The organism is Sphingomonas sp. LC-1, from assembly GCF_025371035.1.
Taxonomy (GTDB): domain Bacteria; phylum Pseudomonadota; class Alphaproteobacteria; order Sphingomonadales; family Sphingomonadaceae; genus Sphingomonas; species Sphingomonas sanguinis_E.
Genome location: NZ_JANZXB010000005.1, coordinates 230012 through 250206 on the forward strand (window position 1 = coordinate 230012; position 20195 = coordinate 250206).

Here is a 20195-nt window from a genome sequence, read left to right on the forward strand (position 1 = left end):
AGACCGCGTCGCGCAAGCGATGTCCGGCCGCCTCTTGGGCGGTTCGGTTATAGGTTAGGCGGAGAAGCGCATGCAGTTCCTGAAAATGCTGTTCTGGTGCCTGCTGGCCTTCCTGGCCGCGGCCTTCACGCTGGGCAATTGGACGACTGTGCCGATCCGGCTGGTTGGCGGCCTGGTGGCGGATGTGAACCTGCCGCTTCTGCTGTTCCTGACCTTTCTGCTCGGGCTGGTCCCCACGCTCATCTGGCAGCATGCGGCGCGCTGGCGCTTGCGGCAGCGGTTGAACGCAACCGAACGCGCGCTGGCGACCGCCACCTCCTCGACCGAGACCGGCCTCTATGCCGCCCCGGTCGAGCCCGCCCCCCTTTCCACCCAGCCCATGGTCTGATCCCCTTATGAGCAATCGCATCTATGTCGCGATCGACACGCCCGATCTGGCCCGCGCGCAGGCGCTGGCGCAAAAGGTGCGTCATCATGTCGGCGGCCTGAAGCTCGGCCTGGAGTTCTTCTGCGCGCATGGCGCCACGGGCGTGCGGGAGATGGCGCATATCGGCCTGCCGATCTTCCTCGACCTGAAGCTGCACGACATTCCCAATACCGTCGCTAAGGCGGTGCAGTCGCTGGGTCCGCTCGCGCCTGCGATCCTGACGGTTCATGCGGCGGGCGGTCGTGCGATGCTGGAGGATGCCAAGGCGGCAGCACCGACGGGAACCAAGGTCGTGGCCGTCACCATGCTCACCAGCCTGGATGCCACCGACCTGACCGATACCGGCGTGACCGGGAGCCCCGCCGATCATGTCCGTCGCCTCGCCGATCTGGCGGCGGAGGCGGGCGTAGACGGCATCGTCTGCTCCGGCGAAGAAGTCGCAGCGGCACGGAAAGCTTGGCCGAAGGGCTTCTTCGTGGTCCCGGGCGTCCGCCCGGCCAATGGCGTGGTCGGCGACCAGAAGCGGGTGGTTACCCCGCGTGCTGCGGTGGACGCGGGCGCGTCCATCCTGGTCATCGGTCGCCCCATCACCCAGGCCGATGATCCCGACGCCGCCGCACGGGCCATTGCCGCCACGCTTTGACGCCTTTCTCCGTCGATTTCCTCTCATCCCGGAACAGGCCATGCCGACCACTGCCAAGATTTGCGGACTGACCACGACCGCGACGCTCGACGCGGCACTGGGCGGCGGGGCGAGCCATGTCGGCTTCGTCTTCTTCCCGGCCTCGCCCCGGCATCTGACCTTCGATGCCGCCGCCGGGCTCGCGGGGCGGGTGCCGGATCACGTCCGACGAGTCGGCGTCTTCGTCGATCCCGACGACCAATTGCTCGAAGCCGCCGTTCGGGCAGGGACTCTCGACGCCATCCAGCTTCATCGCACGGCCCCCGCCCGCGTGGCGGCGATCCGTGCCCGGTTCGATAAGGAGGTCTGGGCCGCGGTCGCCATCAAGGTGCGTGACGATGTGGACAAGGCGCGCGACTATGCCGGTGCCGCCACCCTGATCCTGTATGACGCGAAGACGCCGGACGAGGCCTCGCTGCCCGGAGGCATGGGATTGCGGTTCGACTGGAGCCTGCTCGACGGCGTTCGGCATCCCTTGCGCTGGGCGCTGTCGGGTGGACTGGATGCGGGCAACGTTGCCGAAGCCATACGCCGTACGGGCGCGCCGCTGGTCGATGTTTCGTCCGGCGTGGAAAGCGCGCCCGGCGTCAAGGATATGGACAAGATCGCCGCGTTCCTTAAAGCCGTTGCGACAAATCAGTGACAGGATCGTTTGCAGGGCTCGCCCCGCAGATGCTCAAGGGATACGAAATGAACGCCCCCAACTCCTTCCGCGCCCAGCCCGACGAGCGCGGCCATTTCGGTGAATTCGGCGGCCGCTACGTCGCCGAGACGCTGATGCCGCTGATCCTCGACCTCGAACGCGAATATCGCGCGGCGCAGGTCGACCCGGCTTTCCAGGCCGAATTCGACGGCCTGATGACCCATTATGTCGGGCGTCCCAGCCCGATGTATTATGCGGAACGGCTGACCGCGATGCTCCGCGAGACCGCGCCCGAAGGCAAGGGGCCCAAGGTCTATTTCAAACGCGAGGAACTGAACCACACCGGCGCGCACAAGATCAACAACTGCATCGGCCAGATCCTGCTTGCCAAGCGGATGGGCAAGACGAGGATCATCGCCGAGACGGGCGCCGGCCAGCATGGCGTCGCCACCGCGACGGTTGCCGCGCGTTTCGGCCTGCCCTGCACCATTTTCATGGGTGCACGCGATATCGAGCGGCAGGCGCCCAATGTCTTCCGCATGAAGCTGCTCGGCGCGGAAGTGCGCCCGGTGACGTCGGGCGCACAGACGCTCAAGGACGCGATGAACGAGGCGCTGCGCGACTGGGTCGCCAATGTCCATGACACGTTCTACATCATCGGCACAGCGGCGGGACCGCATCCCTATCCAGAGATGGTGCGCGACTTCCAGTCGGTGATCGGAACCGAATCGCGCCGTCAGATCATGGAGGCGGAAGGCCGCCTCCCCGACCTGCTCATCGCGGCGGTCGGGGGCGGGTCGAATGCGATCGGCCTTTTCCATCCGTTCCTCGACGATCCCGACGTCGCGATGCTCGGGATTGAGGCGGCAGGCCATGGCCTTGCCACCACGCAACACGCCGCCAGCCTGACCGGCGGCAAGCCCGGCATACTGCACGGAAACAAGACTTATCTGCTTCAGGACGAGGATGGCCAGATCACTGAGGCGCATTCGATCTCGGCAGGTCTCGACTATCCGGGCATCGGGCCCGAGCATAGCTGGCTGAACGATACCGGCCGCGTGGTCTATGAGGGGATCACCGATACCGAGGCACTGGAGGCATTCCAGCTTTGCTGCAAGATTGAGGGGATCATTCCCGCTCTCGAAAGCAGCCATGCGCTGGCGGGTCTGATCAAGCGCGCGCCGTCGATGGATCGCGACCAGATCGCACTCGTCAACATCTCGGGGCGTGGCGACAAGGACATCTTCACCGTTGCCGATGCCATGGGAGTGAAGATGTGAGCCGGATCGCCGACCGCTTCGCGCGCTGTGCCCAGTCTGGCCGCGCCGCGTTGGTGACCTTCGTGACGGCGGGCGACCCGACGCCGGGCGATACTGCCGCGATCCTCGACGCCCTGGTCCAGGGCGGAGCCGATGTGATCGAACTCGGCATGCCCTTCACCGATCCGATGGCGGACGGGCCCGCCATTCAGAAGGCGAACATCCGCAGCCTGGGCGCTGGCACCCGCACCGCCGACGTCCTGTCGATCGCTTCGGCCTTTCGCGAACGTCATCCGGACGTGCCGTTGGTCCTGATGGGCTATGCCAATCCGATGACGGTGCGCGGCCCCGAGTGGTTCGCCAAGGCTGCGTCCGAAGCCGGAGTGGACGGCGTGATCTGCGTCGACGTTCCTGCCGAGGAAGACGATGCCTTGGGCGTCGCGCTGCGCGCCGAGGGTGTGGCGTCGATCCGGCTTGCCACCCCGACCAGCGACGCCGCCCGTCTCCCGACGATCCTGACCGGCGCCGATGGTTTTCTCTATTATGTCTCGGTCGCGGGGATCACCGGACAGCAACAGGCCGCGCAATCCTCGATCGAAGAGGCGGCTGCCCGGTTGAAGGCGGCGACGCAGTTGCCCGTCGCGGTCGGCTTCGGCGTCCGCACGCCTGAACAGGCCGCGGCGATCGGTCGCGTGGCGGACGGCGTCGTGGTCGGTTCCGCCATCGTCGATCTGGTCGGCGAACATGGTGCCGCTGCACCGGCACCGGTCCGGGCCTATATCGAAACTCTGTCGTCGGCACTGGCCGATGCACGCAAGGAACTCGCATGAGCTGGCTCAACAGCGTCCGTAACGTCATCCCCTTCGTCGCCAAGCGGGAAACGCCCGACAATCTCTGGCACAAGTGCAGGGGATGCGGGCAGATGGTCTTCACCAAGGAATTGGAAGACAATCTGAACGTCTGCCCCAAGTGCGACCATCATGATCGTATCGGTCCCAAGGCACGCTTCCGTCACCTGCTGGACGAAGGGAGCTGCAACGAGCTTCCCGCCGCCAAGGTACCGGAGGATCCGCTCAAGTTCCGCGACTCAAAGCGCTATGCCGACCGGTTGAAGGCCGCCCGCGCCAATGCGGCGGAGAATGACGCGCTCGTCAATGCGCGTGGCACGATCCTGGGTCACAAGGTCGTGATTGGGGTACAGGATTTCGCCTTCATGGGCGGCTCGATGGGCCTTGCGGTGGGCGAAGCCTTTGTGCGCGGGGTCGAGGCGGCGATTGCCGACCAATGCCCCTATGTCATCTTCACCGCATCGGGCGGCGCGCGGATGCAGGAGGGTATCCTCAGCCTGATGCAGATGCCGCGCACCACTGTCGCGATCCAGATGCTGCACGATGCGGGCCTGCCCTATATCGTCGTGCTGACCGATCCGACCTCGGGCGGCGTGATGGCCGCCTATGCCATGCTGGGCGACGTCCAGATCGCCGAGCCGAAGGCGACCTTGGCCTTCACCGGCCGCCGGGTGATCGAGAACACGATCCGCGAAAAGCTGCCCGACGATTTCCAGACGTCCGAATATTATCTCGACCACGGCATGCTCGACATGGTCGTCCACCGCCACGATCTGCGCGAGCGTCTGGCGACCGTCATCGGCTATCTGACGGGATCGCGCAAAGCCGCCTGATCCGAACAGTCGCGAGCGTCGCCTTTGAAGGGCGATGTCTTTAGAAGGGCGGGCCGAGAGGTCCGCCCCTTTCATATCCCCCGCCCCTATGCGAGACCGGCCGATGCCCGATCATGCCCGCTCCCAAAACCCGGCCGTACAGGCGCAGCTCGATCGACTGTGGTCGCTGTCGCCCGGAGCGGACATATTGGGGCTGGAGCGGATCACGCAATTGCTGGCACGGTTGGGCGATCCGCAGAACCATCTGCCCCCCGTCTTTCACGTTGCCGGTACCAACGGCAAGGGTTCGACCTGCGCCTTTCTGCGTACCGCGATCGAGGCGTCCGGTCGGCGCGTCCATGTCTATTCGAGCCCGCATCTGGTGCGCTTCAACGAGCGTATTCGCATCGCAGGCGATTTGATCGAGGACGACGCCCTCGCCGCCCTGTTGGATGAGGTGCTTGGCCAGGCCGAGGGGATCGGGGCCAGCTTCTTCGAGGTGACGACGGCGGCGGCCTTTCTGGCCTTCGCGCGTACGCCGGCGGCTGCGACGATCATCGAGGTCGGTCTGGGCGGGCGTCTGGACGCAACGAACATCCTGCCTCCGCCCGCCGTCTGCGGGATCGCGGCGCTCGGCATCGATCATGAGGCGTTTCTGGGCCGCAGTCTGATCGGCATCGCGCGGGAGAAGGCGGGCATCGCCAAGGCCGGGACACCGCTCGTCACGATGGACTATCCACGATCTCTCCACGAGGCGATCGCGCAGGTGGCGGCAAACGCCGGTACGCCTTTGGTGTCGCGTGGTCGGGATTGGTTCAGTCGTTCCCGGCCGGGCAAGGTCGATTATCGCGACGAGCGGGGAGAGATCACCCTGCCCCGCCCCGCCCTGATCGGCGGGCATCAAGCGCGGAATCTCGCGCTGGCGACGGCGATGATCCGGCACCAGGACAAGCTGTCCATTCCCGACGAAGCTTTGCAGGCTGCGGCGACGCAAACCCACTGGCCCGCCCGCATGCAGCCCCTGGATGATGGCCCTCTGACCGCCCGCCTCCCCGGGGGGAGCAGCTGCTGGCTCGATGGCGCGCACAATCCCTCGGCGGCCGGCCCCGTCGCCCGTGCCATGATGCACTGGCAATCGCAGGGGCCGAGCGCTCTGGTGTTGGGAATGCTGGCGAACAAGGAAGCAGGGCCGGTCCTGCAGAAGCTGGGCGCGATGGTCGATTTCATCGTGACGGTACCAGTCCCCGATCACGCCACCCACGCCCCCGAGGAACTGGCAAGCCAAGCGCGGCAACTTGGTATCGAGGCGCTCGCGGCAGCCGATCCGGCAGAGGCTCTGAAGGTGATCGCCCATCGCTTTCAGAAGCCGGTCCGTGTTCTGATCGCCGGGTCGTTGTATCTCGCAGGGCATGTGTTGGCGCTCAATGACGAAGTGCCGCAATGATGCGACGAAGCGCCGCAGCAAACCCCTTTATTTGCGATTGACTATCAATAGCGAGCAATTAGCATGGGCTCCATCATCACGGAGTCCCAGCCGATGGCCGAAACCACGACCCTTTCCACCACGCTTCCCCACATGCTGCCGGCCTGCCCCTATGCGCGGATAGCGTTGTTCGCGGTACGTCGGATGGGCGCCCACGGCCTGGGGGATGCACGCGCCGCGCATACGCTGTTCACCGTCTTTGGCCAGGACTTCCGGCGGCCCTTGTTGCTCATGCGGACGTTGATGGCCGATCTCGCCGCGCATGCTTCGGGCCAGATCGCGATCGCGCCGTGCTGCTGCGCCCGAATGACCGCTGCCGAAGCCGCGCTCATCACCATATTGGCGCAGATGGAAAGGGCGCCGGACAAGGCGCGCTATCTGATGAGCGACCTGCTCGGCGTGCGGCGGGTGGACGGCGTACTCGCCAGCGCGGCCGCCGTCAGCGCCGCCTTTGCCGATGAGGGGCGCCCGATCACTGGGTAACGGGCACCTCGCGACGGGCGTCGCCCTCTCCTGCGACGCCCGCGCTACCGATTGAGCGGTCGACCAGGCCGGAGCGCGCCATCCACCAGAACAGGATGACCCCCGGCACCGCGGCGATGGTCGTAAGTAGATAGAAGTCGACATAACCGAACCGCTCGACCAATGCCCCGGCGGTCGTCCCACTGAGGATTCGCCCGACGATGCTAGCCGCCGCGGAGATCAGGGCATATTGCGCAGCGGTGAAACGCAGATCGGTCAAGGCGGAGAAATAGGCCACTACCGTCACGCCGCCGATTCCACTGGAGAAATTCTCGAACCCGATCGCGCCCGCCATGCCCCAATTGGAATGGCCGAGCGCCGCGAGACCGGCAAAGGACAGGTTGGACACCGCCATCAGGATCAGGCTGATGATGACCGACCGCTTCATGCCCAGCCGCGCGTATAGAACGCCGCCGACGAAGACACCCACCAAGAGCGCCCAGAAACCGACCCCGACGTCATAGAGCGCAATCTCGTCCTTGCTGAAGCCCAAGTCGTTGAACAGCAGCCGAAACGTCAGATTGGCCAACGTGTCGCCGATCTTGTGGACGAGGATGAACGCCAGGATGATGGCCGCGCCCTGACGCCGGAAGAATTCGGCGAATGGGCCCACCACGGCCCGGACGATTCCTTCGGTCGGTCGTTTCGCCGTGATCTCGCTATGACGCGCGGGCTCACCCATGACGAGGGCGGTCAGGATCGCGGGCAAGGCGAAGGCGCAACTGACGAGATAGGCGACGCTCCATCCCGCCCGCGTTGCCACGACCAGCGACAGCGATGCCACCAGCGCAGAGCCGATGCGCCAGCCATATTGGCCCATGCCCGCCCCTACGCCGAGCTGACGGGGTTCGAGAAGTTCGATGCGATAGGCGTCGATCACGATGTCGAAAGTCGCGCCCGCAACCCCCAGTGCGATGGCGGCCAAGGCCGTTTGCGCTAGGGAAACGCGCGGATCGGTCAGCCCCAGGCCGACCGCCGCAAGACAGACCAGTGCCGCGACGACGAACAGCCAGGACACACGCTGGCCGAGCCGATGCAGCACGGGGATTTTCACGCCCTCGACGATCCAGGCCCAGAGAAATTTGAAATTATAGGCCAGGATGACGAGCGCGAAAGCCGTGACGCTCTTCTTCTCGATCCCCGCTTCCGCCAACCGGCTGGCCAGCGTCGCGTTGATCATCGTCAGCGGGAAGGCGGAGGATATGCCGAGTGCCAGAGAGGCCAGCGGGGCCGCCTCGACATAGGGCCGCACTCCGTCCAGCCAACGCGCACTCGCCATATGAAACAGACCCGCCCTATCGCAAAGCGCGGACCGTAATGCGCTTGCCCTCGCCGGGCAACGGGGCGCGGATCAGGCGCGGGCGAACAATCGGAAACCGGCGGGCAAGCGACTGGGCGCCTTGCCGGTCCGGCGTTCCTCGATCGCGGCAATGGCGCCAAGCAAGTCCCGCGCGCCATAAGGCTTCATCAATATCCCCTCGGCGAGATTTTCCACGCCATCCGGCGGCGTGCCCGTAAGGAACAGGACGGGAATATCGCGTTCGTGCGCCGCCCTGGCGACATCGACGCCACTGCCGTCCGCCAATTGCACATCGGCCAAGACAAGGTCGATCGCGGTACCGCCTTCGATGAGCGTGATGGCCTTGCTGACCCGGTCGACCGTCCCCACCACTTCGTAATCGGCATCGCTCAGCACATGCTCGGTGTCGAAGGCGACCAGCGGTTCGTCTTCGACCACAAGCAGCCTGACCAGCTGCCGCTTTTTCCGCCCGAAGAATTTCATCCCTCTATCGGCCCGTCTTTCTTGCCCCACTCATCGCCGTAACGCTTTGTCCGGCAGAAACGACGCAATTAATTTCCTTTGGCCTACACCCTATGTATCAGCGTCGATCATGACATCAGATCAACGTATCGCCAAGCTGCTGGCCCGGGCCGGTGTCGCATCGCGTCGAGAGGTCGAGCGGATGATCGCCGAGGGGCGTATCGCCCTGAACGGCGTCGCGATCGACACGCCAGCGACCCTGCTTTCCTCGCTCGACGGCATCACCGTCGACGGACAGCCGGTCGCCGCGCCCGAGCCGACCCGACTGTTCCTCTATCACAAGCCTAACGGCCTGCTGGTGACAGAACGCGATCCCAAGGGGCGGCCGACCATCTATGACCGGCTGCCCGCGGACCTGCCCCGGCTGGTGCCGGTCGGACGGCTCGACCTCAATACCGAGGGGTTGTTGCTGCTGACCACCGATGGCGGCTTCAAGCGCCAGTTGGAGCTGCCCGCCACCGGCGTCGAGCGGACCTATCGCGCGCGCGCCTATGGCGACATCACGCAGGCGCAGCTCGAGGAACTGATCCACGGGGTCGAGATCGACGGGATCCGCTATGGCCAGATCGACGCCAATCTGGAACGACGGACCGGGGCCAATGTCTGGATCGAGATGACCCTGCGAGAGGGCAAGAATCGCGAAGTCCGCCGCGTTCTCGAACATCTGGGGTTGCAGGTCAGCCGGTTGATTCGGCTACGCTATGGCCCGTTCCTGCTCGGCGATCTCCCGGCCGGTGAAATCGGTGAGGTGAAGGGATACGAGATCGTCGAGTTCCGCAAGACGTTGGAGGGCGGCATCCCTGCCGATGCCGTACGGCCGGCACCACGCGCAGGCTTCCGCACGCCCCCGACACGAACCGCACCGGCGCGTGCCCGCACGGAGCGGGACGGCGAGGTACGCCGGGACGCCGTCCCCGCGCGCAGCCCACGCCCCTCCGCAAACCAGGGCGACCGGGCGAAACCCTTCGCTAAGCGCCCCCCACGGGCCGATGATCGCCAGGACCGCAGCGAGCGTCCGGGACGCGCCGCCGCCTCGCCGAATGCACGTCAAGGGCGGTTTGCCCCGAATGAGCGCGGTGGCGACCGCCCGACGGGCCGAGCAAATTCCGGCGAACGAAAGCCATACGGCAAGCGGCCGACCGAAGGTCGTATGGAGCGTGGGGACCGGACCGAGCGCGGCGCTTCCCCCAGCCCACGGGGTCCAGCGCGTCCCAGATCCGACGGGCGGAATGGCGATCGGCCTTCCGGGCGGCCTGGTGGTCGACCGGGCGGCGGCGGCGGATCGCGGCCCGGCCGCCCGCGGGGAGATCGTTGATGCGGGTGATTGCTGGACAATGGCGGGGTCGCCCGCTCGTCGCGCCAAAGGGTGACGTCACCCGCCCGACCGCCGATCGGACGCGGGAGGCGTTGTTCTCGATGCTGACGGCTCGGCTGGGTGATTTCGACGGCCTGGCCGTGGGCGATTTCTTCGCGGGCTCGGGCGCGCTGGGGATCGAGGCCTTGTCGCGCGGGGCGGCGTCCTGTCTGTTCGTCGAGCAGGATCGCGGCGTGCTGGACGCCCTCCGCGCCAATCTCGAAAAGCTGGGTGCCAAGGCGGACGTCCGCGCCGCCTCGGTCATGGCGCTGGGGCCCGCTCGCCAGCCGCTGGACCTGATCTTGATGGACCCACCTTATGGCACCGGTGCGGGGAGCGTGGCGCTCGACAAGCTGGCGCGGCTCGGCTGGGTCGGTGCCGGAACGTGGATCAGCATCGAAACCGCCAAGCAAGAGGAAGTCGAACTGGCGGGCTTCACCGTCGACGCCTCACGCGTCCACGGCAAGGCTCGGCTGACCCTGCTGCGTCAGGCCTGAACGCTTTTCCCGCGCATCAGGGCAAGCCCGGCGAGGCTGAGCAGACCGGCGGCGACCAGATAGCCGCCGACAAAGTTCAGCCCGCCACGCTCGGTCAGAGCCTGCGCGGCGATGGGGGCGAGCGCGCCGCCGATGATCCCACCCAGATTGAACGTCATCGACACCCCCGTATAGCGCACACCGGCTGGGAACAGCGCGGGCAGCCATCCGCCGAGCGGACCATAGGCAAAGCCCATTACGAACAGCGCGAGCGCGAGCCAAACGAACACCACGACCAGCGATCCTGCACCCAGCATCGGCCCCATGACGAGGCCGACCAGAACGCAACCCGCAAAGCCCAAGGTCAGCATGGCGGGGGCTCCGCGACGGTCCGCCATCACGCTGGAGATGATGACCCCCAGCGCCAGGAACAGGATCGCGATGAGCTGAATGCCTAGAAATGCCTCGCGCGGATAGTTCAGGACGGTCGTGCCATATCCAAGCGCGAAGGCCGTCGCGAGATAGAAGATCGCGAAGCAGGCAACCACGCCGCCGGTCCCGGCCAGCAGCGCGCGGCCATGATCCTGCACCAATGTCGCGAAAGGAATACGGGGCAAGGCTTCGGACCGCTTGGCCTCGGTAAAGTCATGCGTTTCGGTCAGACGAAGCCGAACCCAAAGCCCCAGCATCACCAGCACCGCGCTTGCCAGGAACGGCAGCCGCCAGCCCCAGGCGCGGAACTGCGCGTCAGTCAGGACAAGGCCCAGCAACAGGAAGAAGCCATTGGCCAGGATGAAGCCTACCGGCGCGCCGAGCGGAGGAAACATGCCCCAGGTGTTGCGGCGCCCCGGCGGCGCGTTCTCGACGGCCAGCAGGGCAGCACCACCCCATTCGCCCCCCAGACCGAGCCCCTGCCCCAATCGCGCGATGCACAAGAGTAGCGGCGCGATCCAACCCGCCTGCGCATAGGTCGGCAGGAAGGCGATGGCGACGGTCGATCCCCCCATCAGCATCAGGCTGGCGACCAAGGTCGACTTGCGGCCCACTCGGTCGCCGAAATGACCAAAGGCAATCGCACCCACGGGGCGCGCGACAAAGGCCAGGCCGAAGCTGGCATAGGATAGCAGCAACTGGGCGGTCGCGGATGACGCCGGAAAGAATAGCGGTCCGAAGACCAGCGCCGCCGCCGTCGCATAGATGTAGAAGTCATAGAACTCGACCGCCGTACCGGTCAGGCTGGCCAGCAGGATATGGCGGTGCGACGGTGGCGATGCGTGAGTCATGCTTCGCCCGTGCAGAAACGAAACGAATACGTAAAGGCCTATCCCGACCAGAACGCCTCGATCGCGGACTTAGTGCGCGACCACGCCAGCCAAACCCAGCAGCATCCAGTAGAGCAAGCCGGAAAGCAGCATCGCGGCCGGCAGGGTCAGGACCCAGGCCAGGATCATGTTGCGGATCGTACGAACCTGAAGCCCCGCTCCGTTGGCGACCGACGCGCCCGCCACGCCGGACGTCAGGATATGGGTGGTGGACACGGGCCGCCCCATAAACTCCGCGATCATGATCGTCGCGGCGGTGGTCAACTCGGCCGCGGCTCCCATGCCATAGGTCAGATGCGTCTTGCCGATCCGTTCTCCGACCGTCGTCACGATCCGTTTCCATCCCACCATGGTGCCAAGGCCAAGCGCCAGCGCGACGGTCACCTTTACCCACAGGGGAATATACCGCGTGCCTCGCTCCAGCTGTGTGGCATAACCGTTGAGCGATTCGATCTCGGTTGCGGTGAAGCGGCTCTTGGCCGTCTCGCTCTTCGTGATCATGCGCGTCGTATCGAGGACGAGATACATGTCGTTGCGCAAATTGGGTACGATTGCGGCGGGCACGCGGCTGAGCGCCCCGTAATTGCCGATCCGCTCGCCAATGTCGCGGGAAAGGACGGAAAGGCCGGTATAGACTTCGGGCTTGTCTACCGCCTTGGCGCGGACGCCGGCGACGACGATCGCACGAGCCTGGTCGATGGTGGGATTTCCGCCCGCGCCATGGGCGGCATAGGCAGCGGAGCCGGTCTGCGCGCTTCGTACGAATGCGGGCATAGCGCTTTCCGGCAACGTCCGGTTCAACGCATAGGCGGTCGGCGCGCAGCCGATAAGGATGAGCATAATGAGACCCATGCCCTTTTGCCCATCATTGCCGCCATGCGCGAAGCTGACCGCCGTACAGGTGAAGATCAACAGTGCGCGAATGCCACGCGGCGGCGGCGTATCGCCTTCGGGCTCGCGATACAGCCGTTCGTTGCGCAGGAAACGCTTCATGACAAGCAGAAGCAGCAGGGCAGCACCGAAACCGATCAGCGGACTGAACAGCAGCGCGGATAGCACCTTCTGCACCTGTGCCATGTCCACCCCCGACGTGCCGGGAATGGTGGACAGCATCTGGTTGGCGAGCCCTACGCCCAGGATCGATCCGATCAGCGCATGGCTGGACGAATTGGGCAGGCCGACCGCCCATGTCGCCAAATTCCACAGCACTGCCGCCAATAGCAGCGCGAAGATCATCGCAAAGCCCGCCCCCGACCCGACGTGCAGCATCAGATCGATCGGCAAAAGCGTGATGATCGAATAGGCCACTGCTCCCGTCGAGCAGAGCACCCCAAGGAAATTGAAGAAGCCGGACCAGACCACCGCCAGCGGCGCGGGCATGGAATGGGTATAGATCACCGTCGCGACCGCATTCGCGGTGTCGTGAAAGCCGTTCACGAATTCGAACCCCAGCGCGATCAATAGCGCAAGGCCCAGGAAGGCGAAGACGCCGATCGCCATCGGCTCTCCGACCCGCGCCGTGTCCAGCGCGATGCTGTAGCCGGCATAGGCCAGCCCGCCGACCAACAGGCCCGCGAATATCCAGCGCCCCATGGGATGAAGGCTGGCATCGAGACGGGGACCACGAGCGCGCGATTCGGATTGGCCACCGGCGAGTGCAAAGGATGTCATGGTGATCCCCCGTTGCGCTTCTCCGGTGACACTTTGATGACGCCAGACTTGGCGTATTCCCATCCCGGAACGTGTCGCGGAGTTTGCAGGTCGCATTCTGAAGCGGCAATGCCCAGAAGGATCGGGTTCGGTAAGGCTCGCAGCCGGGGAAACAATTCTTCCGATGCGCACTGGATGGTTGCCCCGCCTGCAAACGTTCCCTAACTGTTCGCGATGACTCCTGCCCACCCCGATACCGCCGCCCAGCTCGCCGATTATCCCTATCTGCGGACACTCAACCCGGCGCAGCGAGAGGCGGTCCTGACCACGGACGGACCGGTCCTGGTTCTGGCGGGGGCGGGTACGGGCAAGACGGCGGCGCTGACCGCGCGGTTGGCGCATTTGCTCTACACGCGCAAAGCCTGGCCTTTTGAGATCCTGTCCGTCACCTTCACCAACAAGGCGGCGCGCGAGATGCGGGAGCGGGTCGGTCGGCTGGTCGGCGACGCGGTGGAGGGGATGCCGTGGCTAGGCACGTTCCACGCCATCGGCGCGAAGATGTTGCGACGCCATGCCGAACTGGTCGGGCTGCAATCCAACTTCACGATCCTGGACACCGACGATCAACTTCGTCTGCTCAAGCAGTTGATCGTCGCCGCGGACATCGACGAAAAGCGCTTCCCCGCCCGCGCGCTGGGCGGCCTGATCGACGAATGGAAAAATAAGGGGCTGGTGCCCGGCGACATCGACGCGGGCGAGGCAGAGCGTTACGCCAACGGGCAAGGCGCCGAACTCTACCGGCAGTATCAGGAGCGGCTGCGCAGCGTGAACGCCTGCGACTTCGGCGATCTGCTGCTCCACATGTTGACCATATTGAAGACCCATCACGACGTGCTGGAGCATTATCAGCAGCGTTTCCGCTACATCATGGTCGACGAGTATCAGGACACCAACAGCGTCCAATATCTCTGGCTTCGGATGCTTGCGCAGGCGCGCAAGAATATCGCCTGTGTGGGCGATGACGACCAATCCATCTATTCGTGGCGCGGTGCGCAGGTCGAGAATATCCTGCGGTTCGAGCGGGATTTTCCCGGCGCAAAGGTCATCCGGCTGGAACAGAATTACCGTTCCACGCCCCATATCCTGGGCGCAGCATCGGGCGTGATCGCCAACAATGGCGGGCGTTTGGGCAAGACCCTCTGGACTGAATTGGATGTGGGCGAAAAGGTTCGCGTGCTCGGCGTATGGGACGGTCCCGAGGAAGCACGGCGTGTCGGTGAGGAGATCGAGGCGGCGAAGCGCTCCGGCACATCCTATGGCGACATCGCCATTCTGGTTCGCGCGTCGCACCAGACACGCGAATTCGAAGATCGCTTCATCGCGATCGGCATGCCGTACCGCATCGTCGGAGGCTTCCGCTTCTACGAACGCGCCGAAATCCGCGACGCGCTCGCCTATCTGCGCATCGTCAACCAGCCGTCGGACGATCTGGCGTTCGAACGGATCGTCAATGTCCCCAAGCGCGGCCTGGGTGACAAGGCTTTGGCAAAGATTCACCAACTTGCCCGAACGGAAGGATTGCCGTTGACGATCGCCTCGGCCCGTATCCTCGACACCGACGAACTGACGCCGCAGGCGCGCCGCAGTCTGGGCAATCTGGTCGGCGACATCGCCCGGTGGCGCGACATGGCCCGCGACCTTGCCCATCCCGAACTTGCCCGGCAGATGCTGGACGAGAGCGGCTACACCGCGATGTATCAGAATGAAAAATCCGCCGAAGCGGCCGGGCGGCTGGAGAATCTTTCCGAACTCGTGCGCGCCATGGAGGATTACGAGTCGCTCGGCGCCTTTCTGGAGCATGTTTCGCTGGTCATGGACCGGGACGGCGACCAACGGGAACCCGAGGTGACGATCATGACGATCCACGCCGCCAAGGGCCTGGAATTTGATACCGTTTTCCTGGCGGGATGGGAGGAAGGGCTGTTTCCTTCGCAACGCGCCATTGACGAAGGCGGCACCCGCAGTCTGGAAGAGGAACGACGGCTTGCTTATGTCGCCATCACTCGCGCGCGTCGCAAGGCGGTGATCCTGCATGCGGCCAACCGCCGCATCTATGGCCAGTGGACCTCCAGCCTGCCCAGCCGGTTCGTTGGCGAACTCCCGCCGGAGCACATCGACAGCGAAACCAGCATGACCGGGGGCGAAAGCCTGTGGCGGGCCAACTGGTCCGAACATGCCGATCCCTTTGCCGATGTTGCACGAGGGACCGGCCGGGGGCCGGGGTGGCAGCGCGCCGCCGCCAGCCCGCAGGGGGTGCCGGGCCGGAACGCGCGCGTGGTTGAGTCGCGGGCGCCCTCCGTGGGACTGGGCCAAAAGGGCCGCGACGACCTCAGCCTGGGCGAACGGGTCTTTCACCAGAAATTCGGTTACGGACAGATCGCGACGATCGAGGGCAACAAGCTGGAGATCGATTTCGAACAAGCGGGCCGCAAGCGCGTGATGGACAGCTTCGTCACCAAGGGATGAGCGATCGGCGTAGGTAATCTTCGGCGACCGGGGCGGAAGCCCGTTCAGGAACCATATCAATTCGCAGCCGTATCGGTCGCATCGCCCGATTGTCCGGGCATGGAGGATAGGATCGATGGGCTTTCGTCATCTGGCCATCGCTGCAATCACGACCGCCGTCATCACTACGGCCGTTCCCGCCGCCGCGCAATCTGCCGCCGACGATGCGCGGTTCCGCGCGGCGCAGGCCCGTTTCGATCGCGAATATCAAATCTATCGGCAAGAGGTCGACCTATACCAGTCCCGTCGTGAACGGGGCGGCTATGATGACGGCGACTATCGCCCCGCTCCGCCACCCGGCGGGCCCGGCGGCTATCGTGTCGCGCCCCCGATCCCGGCCGATGGTTATAACAGCAATGCCGAGCCCTATTATGATCCCGTGGGCGATTATCGCGACGGTCCGCAATATCGCGAACGTGTGCTGCAGCCGCAGGACCGTGTCTATGCAGGAACCGATGGACGCTATTACTGCCGCCGTTCGGACGGGACGACCGGCCTGATCATCGGCGGTGCCGCGGGCGGTATCCTGGGCAATCTCGTCGGCGGGCGGAGCAGCACCATCGCGACGTTGCTCGGCGCGGCAGGCGGCGCGCTGGCCGGACGTTCGATCGACCAGAATCAGGTTCGCTGCCGCTGACGGGATCGCCGCCGCTCCCATCATGTGTGGGGCGGCGCTGCCCGGAAAGGATCAGGCGGGCTCTACCATCATCAGTGCGGCGTCACGATATTTGTCCGCATCGCGCTCGAATAAGGCGCTGGCGGTGAAGCGGCGCGGTGTCAGCCGCAACGAGCCCAGCCCCGCCAGCTTGAAGGTCCCCATTTTTTCCTCGCGCGGTGGCTTTCCATCACGCTCGATGGTCGTCGCATCGACATATAGCTCATCGTGACGCGTAAAGATCACATGAGGCGCCAGCACCACTTCCCCGCGATTGTACATGGCAGACACTGCCTGCATCTTGACAATCGCTTCGAAGATGATGGCGGGAGCGCCTGCCGCCGGCTCAGCCGGACGGCGCTCGGTCGTCGTCATATCGGTCATGCCTTGCATTTGCCCATCCTGCCGCACCGCAGCAAGACCTATATTTACGCATAGGTCATACAGGCAAAGGCCGGGCGGCACCAGCGCCCGGCCTCCGGCCCTCACTGCTTGGGCGTATCCATCAGTTTTTGCGCGAAATAGACCATTTGCTGGGCGCTCAACCGGGCACCCTGCGCGATGTCGGCGTCGCCCGAATGACCACCCGCCGTATCCTCATAGAAAAGATAGGGGATGCCATATTCGGACAGGCGCGCGGCGAATTTGCGCGCATGCTGCGGCCCGACCCGGTCGTCCTTGGTCGTCGTCCAGATATAGGGCTCGGGATAGGCCACGCCTTTGCGGATATTGGCATAGGGCGAAATCTTGCGGAGGAACGCTGCTTCTTCGGGGACGTCGATCGAGCCATATTCGTCCTTCCACGAATCGCCCGCCGCAATCTTCTGGTACCGCACCATGTCGAGCAGCGGGACCTGGATGGTCACCGCCTTCCACAATTCGGGATGCTGGGTCAGTTCGACCCCCATCAGCAGGCCGCCGTTCGAGCCGCCATAGATACCCAGCTTTTGGGGACTGGTGATCTTCCGCGTGAACAGATCCTTCGCCACCGATGCGAAATCGTCATAGATGATCTGCCGCTTGGTCTTGCGACCGGCATCATGCCATTTGGGCCCGAACTCGCCACCACCCCGGATATTGGCCAGCACATAGGCGCCGCCCCGCTCCGTCCAGATCTTGCCGGTCGATCCCAGATAGGTGGGCAGCCGCGCAATTTCGAACCCGCCATAGGCGGTCATCAGCGTCGGTGTGCTTCCGTCCAGCTTCGCACCCTTGGGCAGCACGACGAAGTAGGGGATTTTGGTCCCGTCGGTCGAGGTCGCTTCATATTGGTGGACCGTGGTACCGGCCGCGTCGAAACGGGCAGGAAGAGTCTTCAACACCCGCGGTGCGCCAGGACGGCTGGCGTCAAAGCGTGATAGGACGGTCGGCGTGGTGAAGCCCGCCGTGGACAGGTAGACGATGTCGGAGCGGTCGCTGGTGCTGACCACATCAACTGCCATATTGTCCGGCACCTGTACCGTCGCCGAAGACCATCCGCTTTCCTGCGGCGCGAAGACGCTCGCCCGGCCGCGGACATTGTCGATATAGGAGACGACCACCCGATCCCTGGTGGTGGAGACGCCTTCCACCGCCTGACGGTCGGTAGGCGTGAACAACGCCTGAGGTGCGATCGTCCCGGACTCCAGTTCCGACAGCGGCGCCCAGACGACCGACCCGGCGGGATGGTCACCCCAGGCGTCGCTAGTCTGGAAGATCACGCGGCCATCAACCATGCCTGCGGGGAACGCGCGCGCCGGCATCGTGAGCGGCTTGGCGCCGCCCTTGGGCGTCCAAAGCAGCTTGTCGCCGCCGAAGAAGGTCTGCCGCCGCTCAATCACCACGGCACGGTTGCCCTTGGCGTCGGTGAGCACACCCGCATAGGTGCCCAGTTCGTCCGTCGGCGCGCCCCGGAAGATTTCGGTCGCCTGCGACAGCGGCGTCCCGCGCTTCACCATCTTCACGACAAAGGGATAGCTGGACTTGGTCAGCGTGCCCTCTCCCCAGTCGCGGCTGACCAGCAGCGTATCCTTGTCGAGCCATGCCGCTCCTTGCTTGGACGTCGACAGGCGGAAGCCACCCGGCACGAAGTGCCCGGTCTGCATGTCGAACTCGCGATATTCGATCGCGTCCTCACCGCCTTCCGACAAGGCGACCAGGCACAGGCGATCTTCGGGACTGAGGCAATTGACACCTTTCCAGACCCATTTCTTTCCCTCCGCCTTGCTGAGCGCGTCGAGGTCGAGCAACGTCGTCCAATGTGGATTGGCCGAGGCGTAATCCTCCTCCGTCGTCCAGCGCCACAGACCCTGCGGATGGTCCGCATCGCGCCAGAAATTGACGATCCGGCCATACATCTGGCCCGGCATTGGAATGCGATCCTTGGCGGATGCGATGGCGAGCGCCTCGCCATAAAAGCTCTGGTAGCGCGGATCGTTCTGAAGACGCGGCAGGGTTTTGGCATTCTCAGCCTCCACCCAGGCGAGCGATTTGGGCCCGTCCTTGTCCTCCAGCCAGATATAGGGATCATTCTCGGTCATCTGGTTCGTCTGCGCCATCGCCGCTCCCGTCACAAGCTGGCTGGCCAGCATCGAGCCCGCCAGCATCCACCGCCATCCCCGCATTCGTTATGCTCCGTCCTACACTCTGGTGGGCGGAATGTGACTTCATCACGCGGGGCTGGCAATGCTTCCCCAAGGCTTTTCCCAATTATGTCGCTCGCTGGCGTTCCGTTATTCCACAGGCGAAGCCGCTGAAATCGATGGCATTTGGGGCAGTGTGCTTCCGTCACGCAGACGGAACGGCTTACCCACCGGTCCGTTCAGCCTGCTCATTCCCCGCACGAATGCTCAGGAGCAGACGATGCCATATGTAAAAACCCGCGACGGTACCGACATCTATGTCAAGGATTGGGGCGAAGGTCGTCCGGTCGTCCTCCTCCACGGCTGGCCTCTGTCCGCCGATATGTGGGATGCGCAGATGATGGCGCTTGCGGAAGCTGGTTTCCGCGCCATCGCCTATGACCGGCGCGGCTTCGGGCGCTCGGGACAGCCTTGGTCGGGCTATGACTATGACACGTTGTCCGACGATCTGGCCGATGTTCTGGAAGCGACCGGCGCGCGCGACGCAGCGATCATCGGCTTCTCGATGGGCGGTGGCGAAGTTGCGCGCTATATGAGCCGTCATGACGGAAAGGGCGTCATCGCCGCAGGACTGATCGCCTCGGTCGTGCCCTATATGCCCAAGACCGACGATAATCCGCAGGGTACCGACCAGTCGGTGTTCGACCAGATCGGTCAGGGCCTGCGTGACGATCGCGCGCATTTCCTGCGCCACACCTTCTTCAAGCAGTTTTTCGGTGTCGGCTATATCACCAGCCCGGTGAGCGACGAGGTGCTGGACTGGGCGACCAGCGTCGCGATGCAGGCGGGCCTGAAGCCTACCCTGGCCTGTGCCGAAGCGTTCAGCCAGACCGATTTCCGGCCGGACCTGTCGGCCTTCCGCGTGCCGACGCTGATTGTTCACGGCACGGGTGATCAGACCGTGCCCATCGATCCGGCGGGCCGGGCAGCGGCGGCCGGGATCGCCCATTCGCAATTGGTCGAATATGACGGTGCGCCGCACGGCCTGAACGTCACGCATAGCGATCGCCTGACCGGCGATCTGCTGACGTTCCTGGGCCGCTGACAGCAAAAG

The 20195-nt window shown here is 64.8% G+C and carries 19 protein-coding genes; 13 read left to right on the top strand and 6 right to left on the bottom strand.

The annotated features are described in order from the left end of the window. Positions 1 to 70: 70 nt before the first annotated feature. The 8 genes from NZL82_RS09690 (at position 71) to NZL82_RS09725 (ending at position 6637) form a co-directional block, all read left to right on the top strand. On the top strand, positions 71 to 388 hold the full coding sequence (locus tag NZL82_RS09690) for a hypothetical protein (protein ID WP_261269549.1): 318 nt from the start codon (positions 71 to 73) through the stop codon (positions 386 to 388). 7 nt (positions 389 to 395) lie between these two features. Then, positions 396 to 1070 (top strand): orotidine-5'-phosphate decarboxylase, encoded by a 675-nt coding sequence (gene pyrF / locus NZL82_RS09695; RefSeq protein WP_261269550.1) that lies wholly within the window; start codon positions 396 to 398, stop codon positions 1068 to 1070. Between the two features lie 40 nt (positions 1071 to 1110). After that, the gene (locus NZL82_RS09700) at positions 1111 to 1752 is read left to right on the top strand and encodes a phosphoribosylanthranilate isomerase (RefSeq protein WP_261269551.1); all 642 of its coding nucleotides are present in this window, start codon (positions 1111 to 1113) and stop codon (positions 1750 to 1752) included. A 47-nt stretch (positions 1753 to 1799) separates the two neighbouring features. After that, positions 1800 to 3032 (top strand): tryptophan synthase subunit beta, encoded by a 1233-nt coding sequence (trpB, locus tag NZL82_RS09705; RefSeq protein WP_261269552.1) that lies wholly within the window; start codon positions 1800 to 1802, stop codon positions 3030 to 3032. Continuing rightward, positions 3029 to 3841, top strand: coding sequence for a tryptophan synthase subunit alpha (gene trpA / locus NZL82_RS09710; RefSeq protein ID WP_261269553.1), 813 nt, complete (start codon positions 3029 to 3031; stop codon positions 3839 to 3841). Before trpB ends, trpA begins: the two co-directional genes overlap by 4 nt. Then, positions 3838 to 4692: an acetyl-CoA carboxylase, carboxyltransferase subunit beta gene (gene accD, locus NZL82_RS09715; protein WP_261269554.1), complete on the top strand. Its 855-nt coding sequence runs from the start codon at positions 3838 to 3840 to the stop codon at positions 4690 to 4692. Before trpA ends, accD begins: the two co-directional genes overlap by 4 nt. A 103-nt stretch (positions 4693 to 4795) precedes the next feature. Continuing rightward, on the top strand, positions 4796 to 6115 hold the full coding sequence (locus NZL82_RS09720) for a folylpolyglutamate synthase/dihydrofolate synthase family protein (protein WP_261269555.1): 1320 nt from the start codon (positions 4796 to 4798) through the stop codon (positions 6113 to 6115). Between the two features lie 93 nt (positions 6116 to 6208). Beyond that, positions 6209 to 6637, top strand: a complete 429-nt coding sequence (locus tag NZL82_RS09725) for a DUF6628 family protein (protein WP_261269556.1) — start codon at positions 6209 to 6211, stop codon at positions 6635 to 6637. On the opposite strand, the gene NZL82_RS09730 is transcribed toward NZL82_RS09725, so the two are convergent. Both NZL82_RS09730 and NZL82_RS09735 read right to left on the bottom strand, forming a co-directional pair. Beyond that, positions 6627 to 7955, bottom strand: a complete 1329-nt coding sequence (locus tag NZL82_RS09730) for an AmpG family muropeptide MFS transporter (RefSeq protein ID WP_261269557.1) — start codon at positions 7953 to 7955, stop codon at positions 6627 to 6629. The genes NZL82_RS09725 and NZL82_RS09730 overlap by 11 nt on opposite strands. A gap of 72 nt (positions 7956 to 8027) precedes the next feature. Then, positions 8028 to 8459: a response regulator gene (locus NZL82_RS09735; RefSeq protein ID WP_261269558.1), complete on the bottom strand. Its 432-nt coding sequence runs from the start codon at positions 8457 to 8459 to the stop codon at positions 8028 to 8030. Positions 8460 to 8568: 109 nt separating this feature from the next. On the opposite strand from NZL82_RS09735, the gene NZL82_RS09740 reads away from it, so the two are divergent. Both NZL82_RS09740 and rsmD read left to right on the top strand, forming a co-directional pair. After that, the gene (locus NZL82_RS09740) at positions 8569 to 9813 is read left to right on the top strand and encodes a pseudouridine synthase (protein WP_261269559.1); all 1245 of its coding nucleotides are present in this window, start codon (positions 8569 to 8571) and stop codon (positions 9811 to 9813) included. Next, positions 9813 to 10349, top strand: a complete 537-nt coding sequence (gene rsmD / locus NZL82_RS09745) for a 16S rRNA (guanine(966)-N(2))-methyltransferase RsmD (RefSeq protein ID WP_261269560.1) — start codon at positions 9813 to 9815, stop codon at positions 10347 to 10349. The genes NZL82_RS09740 and rsmD overlap by 1 nt, the downstream gene beginning before the upstream one ends. Here rsmD and NZL82_RS09750 read toward each other — a convergent pair. Next, positions 10340 to 11611, bottom strand: coding sequence for an MFS transporter (locus NZL82_RS09750; protein ID WP_261269561.1), 1272 nt, complete (start codon positions 11609 to 11611; stop codon positions 10340 to 10342). The two genes, rsmD and NZL82_RS09750, sit on opposite strands and share 10 nt — an antisense overlap. Positions 11612 to 11680: 69 nt before the next feature. Then, complete coding sequence (locus tag NZL82_RS09755; RefSeq protein WP_261269562.1) at positions 11681 to 13243, bottom strand: inorganic phosphate transporter; 1563 nt, start codon at positions 13241 to 13243, stop codon at positions 11681 to 11683. A gap of 291 nt (positions 13244 to 13534) precedes the next feature. Between NZL82_RS09755 and NZL82_RS09760 the strand changes: the two genes are divergently transcribed. Together NZL82_RS09760 and NZL82_RS09765 are read left to right on the top strand one after the other, a co-directional pair. Next, entirely contained in the window at positions 13535 to 15826 is a 2292-nt protein-coding gene (locus NZL82_RS09760) for an ATP-dependent helicase (RefSeq protein WP_261269563.1), read from the top strand. Between the two features lie 115 nt (positions 15827 to 15941). Beyond that, positions 15942 to 16502, top strand: coding sequence for a glycine zipper 2TM domain-containing protein (locus NZL82_RS09765; RefSeq protein WP_261269564.1), 561 nt, complete (start codon positions 15942 to 15944; stop codon positions 16500 to 16502). A 51-nt stretch (positions 16503 to 16553) separates the two neighbouring features. Here the strand turns inward: NZL82_RS09765 and NZL82_RS09770 are convergent, their stop codons facing one another. Beyond that, on the bottom strand, positions 16554 to 16913 hold the full coding sequence (locus NZL82_RS09770; protein ID WP_261269565.1) for a hypothetical protein: 360 nt from the start codon (positions 16911 to 16913) through the stop codon (positions 16554 to 16556). Positions 16914 to 17005: 92 nt separating this feature from the next. Then, positions 17006 to 19123, bottom strand: coding sequence for a prolyl oligopeptidase family protein (locus tag NZL82_RS09775; protein WP_261269566.1), 2118 nt, complete (start codon positions 19121 to 19123; stop codon positions 17006 to 17008). A gap of 238 nt (positions 19124 to 19361) precedes the next feature. Here NZL82_RS09775 and NZL82_RS09780 point away from each other — a divergent pair, with 238 nt between their 5' ends. Next, entirely contained in the window at positions 19362 to 20186 is an 825-nt protein-coding gene (locus tag NZL82_RS09780) for an alpha/beta fold hydrolase (RefSeq protein ID WP_261269567.1), read from the top strand. The last annotated feature ends 9 nt before the right edge of the window (positions 20187 to 20195 follow it).